Origin of the sequence: Nitrospira sp. BLG_1 (assembly GCF_047338595.1) — a bacterium.
In the GTDB taxonomy this organism is placed as follows: domain Bacteria; phylum Nitrospirota; class Nitrospiria; order Nitrospirales; family Nitrospiraceae; genus Nitrospira_D.
Genome location: NZ_JBLFBO010000079.1, coordinates 1 through 6,988, shown reverse-complemented (window position 1 = coordinate 6,988; position 6,988 = coordinate 1). Strand labels below are relative to the sequence as shown.

At 50.4% G+C, this 6,988-nt stretch carries 13 protein-coding genes; all 13 read left to right on the top strand.

The genetic code is table 11. From position 1 onward, the window contains the following. Window positions 1–1,291 precede the first annotated feature (1,291 nt). The 13 genes from ACMTNU_RS19970 to ACMTNU_RS19910 all read left to right on the top strand — a co-directional run bounded on the left by ACMTNU_RS19970 (window position 1,292) and on the right by ACMTNU_RS19910 (window position 6,863). Window positions 1,292–1,414, top strand: coding sequence for a hypothetical protein (locus tag ACMTNU_RS19970; RefSeq protein ID WP_413937051.1), 123 nt, complete (start codon window positions 1,292–1,294; stop codon window positions 1,412–1,414). Window positions 1,415–2,325: 911 nt separating this feature from the next. Next, window positions 2,326–2,511: a hypothetical protein gene (locus tag ACMTNU_RS19965; RefSeq protein ID WP_413937050.1), complete on the top strand. Its 186-nt coding sequence runs from the start codon at window positions 2,326–2,328 to the stop codon at window positions 2,509–2,511. 25 nt (window positions 2,512–2,536) lie between these two features. Beyond that, a complete protein-coding gene (locus ACMTNU_RS19960; protein WP_413937049.1) occupies window positions 2,537–2,710 on the top strand; it encodes a hypothetical protein in 174 nt (57 codons plus the stop codon). A gap of 26 nt (window positions 2,711–2,736) precedes the next feature. Then, window positions 2,737–3,219 carry a hypothetical protein gene (locus tag ACMTNU_RS19955; RefSeq protein WP_413937048.1) on the top strand — a complete coding sequence of 161 codons (483 nt, stop codon included), beginning with the start codon at window positions 2,737–2,739 and terminating at the stop codon, window positions 3,217–3,219. Window positions 3,220–3,260: 41 nt separating this feature from the next. After that, the gene (locus tag ACMTNU_RS19950; RefSeq protein WP_413937047.1) at window positions 3,261–3,482 is read left to right on the top strand and encodes a hypothetical protein; all 222 of its coding nucleotides are present in this window, start codon (window positions 3,261–3,263) and stop codon (window positions 3,480–3,482) included. 76 nt (window positions 3,483–3,558) lie between these two features. Next, on the top strand, window positions 3,559–3,756 hold the full coding sequence (locus tag ACMTNU_RS19945; protein WP_413937046.1) for a hypothetical protein: 198 nt from the start codon (window positions 3,559–3,561) through the stop codon (window positions 3,754–3,756). 147 nt (window positions 3,757–3,903) lie between these two features. Then, window positions 3,904–4,110, top strand: coding sequence for a hypothetical protein (locus ACMTNU_RS19940; RefSeq protein ID WP_413937045.1), 207 nt, complete (start codon window positions 3,904–3,906; stop codon window positions 4,108–4,110). Then, on the top strand, window positions 4,107–4,445 hold the full coding sequence (locus ACMTNU_RS19935; RefSeq protein WP_413937044.1) for a hypothetical protein: 339 nt from the start codon (window positions 4,107–4,109) through the stop codon (window positions 4,443–4,445). The genes ACMTNU_RS19940 and ACMTNU_RS19935 overlap by 4 nt, the downstream gene beginning before the upstream one ends. Then, the gene (locus ACMTNU_RS19930) at window positions 4,442–4,795 is read left to right on the top strand and encodes a hypothetical protein (protein WP_413937043.1); all 354 of its coding nucleotides are present in this window, start codon (window positions 4,442–4,444) and stop codon (window positions 4,793–4,795) included. The genes ACMTNU_RS19935 and ACMTNU_RS19930 overlap by 4 nt, the downstream gene beginning before the upstream one ends. A gap of 249 nt (window positions 4,796–5,044) precedes the next feature. Next, the gene (locus tag ACMTNU_RS19925) at window positions 5,045–5,230 is read left to right on the top strand and encodes a hypothetical protein (RefSeq protein ID WP_413937042.1); all 186 of its coding nucleotides are present in this window, start codon (window positions 5,045–5,047) and stop codon (window positions 5,228–5,230) included. A gap of 15 nt (window positions 5,231–5,245) precedes the next feature. Next, window positions 5,246–5,623: a hypothetical protein gene (locus ACMTNU_RS19920; RefSeq protein ID WP_413937041.1), complete on the top strand. Its 378-nt coding sequence runs from the start codon at window positions 5,246–5,248 to the stop codon at window positions 5,621–5,623. 450 nt (window positions 5,624–6,073) lie between these two features. Continuing rightward, complete coding sequence (locus tag ACMTNU_RS19915) at window positions 6,074–6,292, top strand: hypothetical protein (RefSeq protein ID WP_413937040.1); 219 nt, start codon at window positions 6,074–6,076, stop codon at window positions 6,290–6,292. A gap of 136 nt (window positions 6,293–6,428) precedes the next feature. Continuing rightward, window positions 6,429–6,863, top strand: coding sequence for an RNA methyltransferase (locus ACMTNU_RS19910; RefSeq protein ID WP_413937039.1), 435 nt, complete (start codon window positions 6,429–6,431; stop codon window positions 6,861–6,863). The last annotated feature ends 125 nt before the right edge of the window (window positions 6,864–6,988 follow it).

The following is a 6,988-nucleotide window of genomic DNA, read 5'->3' as shown; positions in this document are numbered from 1 at the left end:
CCTCCTCTCCCACGCCCCCACCCTACCACCTCCTCCCTCCCATGTCAACCATGAAAGACAAGTTATGCAAGCACGATCCCCAATTCAAAAATTTGATTGTCGCGTGGTGGAGAGGCTTCCGGCTACCTGCCAGTCGCTTAGGGGGGGCCTCCCCCTCTAGCAAGAAGCGTGCCAGGACGTTGGGTGAGGTGGCATGGAGCTTGCAGTAGCAAGGACCATGCCGAGGCGTGGCATGATTCGTGCAGGGTGCAAGAGTCGGGCCTAGCAAGATCTGTGCCTGGATGTGGCACGAGACTTGCTAAGGCGAGGACTGGGCCAGGATCGAGCGATGCAAGAATTGAGCCCAGACAGGGCACGATCCCTGCTAAGGCAGACCGCGTGCCTATGCAAGTGCCATGCCACGGCCCAGGTGTCGCCTCGTGCCGAAATCTCGTCACTGTATGGATTTGCCTACACCTAATAGCCTCAGTCGGTGGACGGTCCACCACATTGCTACGTATTGTGGTGCGAGGTAGCACGGTACCATATGATGTGTGTATGGATTCGGCACCATACACCAAAAACATGATTTTGGTCATGATTTTACACGGATGTTACACAAACCCCTAGGGCACAACCTGGACGGGCCTGAACTCTAACCACGTGATATTCCTCAACATTCGCTCAACTTCCTCCTCCTTCATCTCTCCCAACATGCCGAGAATGCGAGAACTTTCACAACTTGCCAAACTTGCCCTAGGCAGGTATCCAAATCCGTCCCGGGAGAGAAAATGCCAATAATAGTTAGGGTTACTATATATTTATTTATTCTCTCCTCTATCCTATTGATTTATATAGTGGTGTATCGATTCGGATACAGGCTCGCGGGCGAGTGTCCATTTTTGTACGGAGAGGGATTCTTGTACCTGCCTAGGCGAAGTTCAGGAAGTTGAGGAAGTTGTAGGGTTGTCAGGGGGTTAGAGGTTATGAAGCTGCACGAACATTGGATAACATATAATGGTGTTGAGGAGTTATGCTTTCGGGGCCTAGGGGTTTGGCTCTAGGGGAGAGGTATGAGATATGCATGCATGTAGGATCAGGGGACAAACTGTCCAGGGGTGAGACAAGTTGTCCTGCGTGTAAGTGATTGATATTGCTATGTTCACGGTTTTGGGGGTGGACAAAATGTCTCAAGTGGTGAGGCATGAATCTTGTCAAGGCAGGAATATCAATGGGTTAGAGTAAACAGAGTTCTGGCACGCATAGTGCTACTGTTAGGGGCATGAACCGCAACCACAAAAGGGAGAAAGTGATGAATCGAAAGCATGACACTATTGAGACAGCGGGCATGGTCGTCGTGTGGGGATTCAGCGCATTGGTACTAGTGGCGTTGTTGGTAGGATATGTAGCTATTCTCATTAATGCTCTGAAGTAGTGGGCATAACGAGCGCAACCAAGGGGGATAACATGCTCAATTCAATTTACAAGAGGACCTATAGGGGTCGCGGGATCTATTGGCATCCAGGGCAAGGCTACGGCGATGAAACACAGTGCATCGCTAGGACGATGCAGGAATGCCGCAATATGATCGACGCGGCCATAGCCACGGCGGAAGCATCAAGGCCCGATCATCTAAAATTCTGGGACGGCCTATCACATCAGGAGAGGGAGAAATGGCGGAAACTATCCATCGCGACCGAATTGTCCGCACCAGAACTAGCCTTTACTAATAGACCGCTATAGGCCGCAACCAACCGGGCGCAACGAAAGGGAGGGTAGCCAAAATGAGCACATTATATGATGTCTACGTACACACAGCAGGGCAAGACGCACAACTAATAGCGGTCTGTCGCTCACTGCCTAAGGCCAAGTCCGCTTTAGATATGTGGCTGGCTGAATCCTCCTACAGCGTTCAGCATGCGACAATCCACAAGCGGGATTTCGTTTTGCGAAATGTAGCAGGAGCAATGGCTACATACGGCAACAGGGAAGGTTCAATTGTATATAGACTGCGTGTTTCGTGAGGGCATCACGGGCGCAATGAAAGGGAGGGGAGGACATGGAGAGGACAATACAGCGATATCAGGTGCAAGTGAAGAGTGCTGGTAGTGAGCACAAGGTCTATAAGGTCTATACGCGTGATGGTAGGGTGTACGCTGTTCACTCTGCTGAGCCATTCCCTACAGTAGATGATATCTGCTTCATGTGGCGTACTAATCGCCGGGTATTCAGGCCATTCAACGAATCGACCATGGAATACTGCCGGGAGTCATAGCTATGTTTCCGTTAAGCGAATGGAGCGATGCTCTCGATCCAAGGGACGAAACACCAAGGGAGGAGAATACCATGATGCTGTTAGCCGAATCATACGAGGGGCGGATCTGGACGCGGATCGAGCAGACGGGGGCCAGTAAGTACAGTGTGCGTGTCGCTACGATCTATCTAGATGGTACTTGGCGGGATACGGTCAACGAGCAGTTTTCGACGTACGAGCAGGCCGCTATCCGGTACTCGCGATTGCTTGCCAGGTAACGGGCGCAACGAAGGAGACTAGACCATGATATGGACGCCTAACAACATTTTTACCGTGCGCGATACACGCATCACGGACAGGGCGGGTAAGCAACATCTAGTGAAGCTCTATGCGAGTGGATGGGCAATCGGCCCCTATGCCGACCTGGACGTATGGGCCGCGTGTCGGGTGCTAAACGATATGGAAGCTCACAGCTAGTACGGGCGCAACCAAGGGGGAGTGATATGAAGACGTTAGCTGAAGTGGCACAAAATCCTTCTGGCTGGGACTCTGAAGCGAACTATGTGGGCAAGCCCCTCTCAAGTTTTTCAGACGTGTATATTGTGCTCACAAGGTCACGTGACAGCAGTACTCTAGAGGAATCCAATTGGCGAAGTGCGCTCAAAAGACTGGGGGGAGAATCGGAAACAGTCCAAATATACAGATTCGGTCACTGGGCTTGTGGATGGTGGGAAGCCTTGTGCGTGACAGGAGCGAGCATACCCGTCGGTGAAGAGATTTACCAGGGGTTGCAACAGTATCCTGTGGTCGATGAAGATGACTGGTCAATGTTGGAATTCGACAATGCTGTAGAGGCTTGGGAACATTCCTCGATTTCTGAGAGAGTATGGCTGTGCCAGAAACACAACATCAGTGTCTTTACAGCACGAAGGAGTGTGTTACCGGAAGACCCGACGGGTAGTCTTGTAGCATACCTAGGGCAGTAGAGTTCTAAGTAGCCTAGACCAGGTTAGAAAGGGGAACACACATGAGAGACAGTAATAATCAACCGATTTGGAATATCTATCTTGAGAAAACGATCGGAGGATACCGCATCATCATGCCTGAATGGACGGGGGAAATGAAGGCAAAATGTCCACAAGACGGGATTGCCATGTCCTGGCCTGTCAACCCACATTTTACAGGCAAGGAAGGGATCATTGAAATCCTGCAAGGGTACGAGAAGTTCAAGAATGTCCAGTTTTGTTAACCCCTGCCGCCTCTCCCTCTTGACAGGGGGAGAATAGGGAGGGGTTAAATAACCGGGCGCAACCAAGGAGGGGACCATGCACTATACAATCGGACAAGCAAAAGATGAATTACCAGATGTTCCAGTTTTAAAAGAAGGGAAGCGTGTAATAGGGAAAATTGTCAGTCGTATTCACCCATTCGCTACCGTAATTCTTCCCACAGGAGAACGCTACGAAGTCTCTTGGCACACGATTGTTAATGTGCTCAACACTGGTAGCTCAATTCGTTTATAGCCTCTCACCGCCCGAACGGAGGAGACCATGAACGCGACACCGAGACCGTGGAAGCATTCAGCTTACCTAGAGACTAACAAGGACTACCCTGACAGGTTATGCGGTCATTATGTAGAGGGACCACGTGGCGAGGGGTATGTGGCTTATATGATGCCGAATGCAAGAGGGGTTGAGGAGATAAATGCCGCCCTCATCGTCCGCGCCGTCAACAGCTTCGACGCCATGCGGGAAGCGTTGGAGGGATTACTTAATACTACAGAACTGAGTGCGGAAGAGTTGGAAGGTTACACGGTTGAAAAGTTGAAGAAGGCCCTGGCCGCCCTGGCCTTGGCGAAGAAGGAGGTCAAACCATGAAGAAGATTGAAGGCTATCAACTTGTGGACCATGGCATTGATCATGCTCAGTATTTTCCTGGGTGTGGGGTAGCATTTACGGAGTATGAAGTTTGTTACACAGGTTGTGGAAGTAACTTTGCTGAGGCGATAGAAGATGCGTTGGATCAGATTGCCTCAGATGGAGATTATGACATTGAGGGGCTTGAGGCACAAATCAAGGAGGATTACAGGCTGGAGAAATGGCCGACAGAACCTAGTACTGATAAGTACCACGAGGAAAACGAGGATTGTGAACTGTACTATTATCTATCAATTCGGTTGAAAGGGGCGGAAGAGGAAAGGGGGGCAGTATGATCAAGGGTAAAGACCGATCCAAGCAAGAGGCGATGGACATGCTGCATAAGGTGTTGCAGAGGGGCGACACAGTGTATACCGTCCTCCGGCATGTGTCCAAGTCTGGCATGCAACGGAGGATTGACTGTTACTGCATCGGGGAGGATAGAAAGCCGTTCTTTCTCTCGGGGTACATTAGTAAGGTCCTTGGACTACGGCACGATTATAAGAAAGGCGGGCTTGTGGTCAATGGCTGTGGTATGGATATGGGGTTCCATATTGTCCATAGCCTCTCGTCTGCGATGTTCAGGGGACCGAACGGGGAGTACTCGCACGAAGGGACGTATGCATTGAAACATGAGTGGATTTGAGGAAGGGGTGTTGCTGTGGTTCCAGAAGTGACATATTGGTTCCTGCTCACGTACCTGATGCCGAACGGGGAGAGCCAAAAACACCTGTATTCCGGGTATCCCTCGATAGCAGTGTGTGAAGCTGTGATGAAGCGAGAGGTAGAAGCGGCGCTGACCCTAATACACCCATACCGATTGCGCGGACTGATGACCGGACCATGCACACCATCGAAGCCAATGGCGGGGTAAGTGCAGAAACGGAGGTAGAGTATGACTGGCTATCTCGTTGCGTGGTATTTTGTCTACTTTGTCGCGGGGCAGGAGCATCCGGTATTGAGTGTGGCTCATCCCTCATGGGAATCGTGTGTGGCAGCAGCAGAAGTGAAAGGTATCGAGGGATTTGAAACAAGTGAGTGCTGGTTCATGGGGATACCCGTAGAGATAGAATTACCATAGACAGGAGAATACGTCATGAGCAAAAAATCGTGGAAACAGGAATACTATGCTATGCCGGCACGTAAGGTCGAAGAGTTTAATGCCCTGCAACACTCATTGCAGAAGTGGATAGGATTGACACAAGAAAACTTGGCCAAACATGGTATCAAAAACCCGCCTATTGCTGTGGATTCGAAGACCTGTGCGCTGTGCCACCATTATATCAATATCCCTGATGATTGTTTTGAATGCCCGTTAGCTCAGTCTCGAAACGGAACTCCGTGCGACAGTGCGACAGATGATGAGGATAAATCTCCATACATAGCATACAAGCGAGAAGGTGTTCCAGAAGAAATGATTATAGCTCTGCAAAAGGCAATAGTATATCTAGAAAACAAGAAAGGAGGAAAATAAAATGTACCACATCGTAGATTACGATAAATGTCTCGATCCTCCCGAGGATGAATGGTGCGAGGATCATCAGTGCTGGAAGCCGTGCTTTGAGTGTCGGTATGAGCATGCGGAGCAACTGAATGAAGAGGAGCGGGAGCGTGGGGTTGTGGGGGACAATTGAGAGGAAGGGGGGCGCGGGATAAGGTGAGCGATCCAATAGTATTCAGAAAGACGAGGAGGATGGGGGTTATCCTCGCCTTCCTCCCACCTAGGGGATATGGGTACATGGGGAATACGACGTTATACGTCTACGAAAGGAGTAATAGATGGGGAATATGCCATTACAGCTTTTATAGGGACTGCTATCCCGCAAGTGAGGTGGAGTTTGCCTCATTGTATAGGGACATGGTGGAACATGGGGCAATACTAACTGTGCATGTGAAACTGTACCCAAGAAAGTAGAGGAGCACAATGAATGACATGATGGATCTCATCCAGGCTGAGCAGGGATTCTTCGACTACTTCAATCGGCGAGTGGATGAGGGAGCCGTGGGACCGTTGCGTGGGGGGGAGATTGCGCTAGTGAGGCTAGTATTTGGGTGGCTAAGGGGAGAGCAGAGCCGAGTCGGGGGAGATTTCCATGGGGAGGGTTCGGGGGAGGGGATTGATATGAGGCTCATCAAGTGGTGAGGGGGCAGGGGGGTTGAGAAGGGGGGGGGAGGAGGGATGTCGATGTTGACGTGGAGCGAATTGTTGGGGTGGGCATTTGTCTGGACCTGTGTGCTCGCGTTCGTCGTGCTGGCCATGTTGGGGTAAGGAGGTAAGCATGGGATACTTTGGGATAGGTATAGAGAATCCAAAGAGGGAATGCAACATCGGAACTTTGTGGAGGTCCGCATACGCGTTTGGTGCAGCGTTCATCTTCACGATCGGAGGTCGATATCGTAATCAGTCGAGTGATACAACAAAATCATGGAGACATATTCCACTTATTAGGTTTGAGACATTGGAACAATTCCTGACTACGCTCCCATACTCCTGTCAGCTCGTCGGAGTTGAGTATGGCATAGGCGCATGTGAGTTGGCAAAATATGAACATGCCGAGAGGGTTATCTATTTGCTGGGGGCCGAGGATGGGGGGCTGTCGAAAGATGCAATGAATGCTTGTAAGGCTCTTGTGAGCATACCATCAAGGTACTGCCTGAATGTTGCGACGGCGGGGAGTATTGTCATGTATGATCGAGCCGTAAGGATGAAGTAGGATATCGTGCTTGTATTGTGTGCTTGACAAGGAGGATGGGGGAGAGTAGGATGGTGAAGATCGATCAACTGTATAGCCACGAAGGGAGACAGGAACATGCATGTCGAAACATTTGAGGTGCAAGA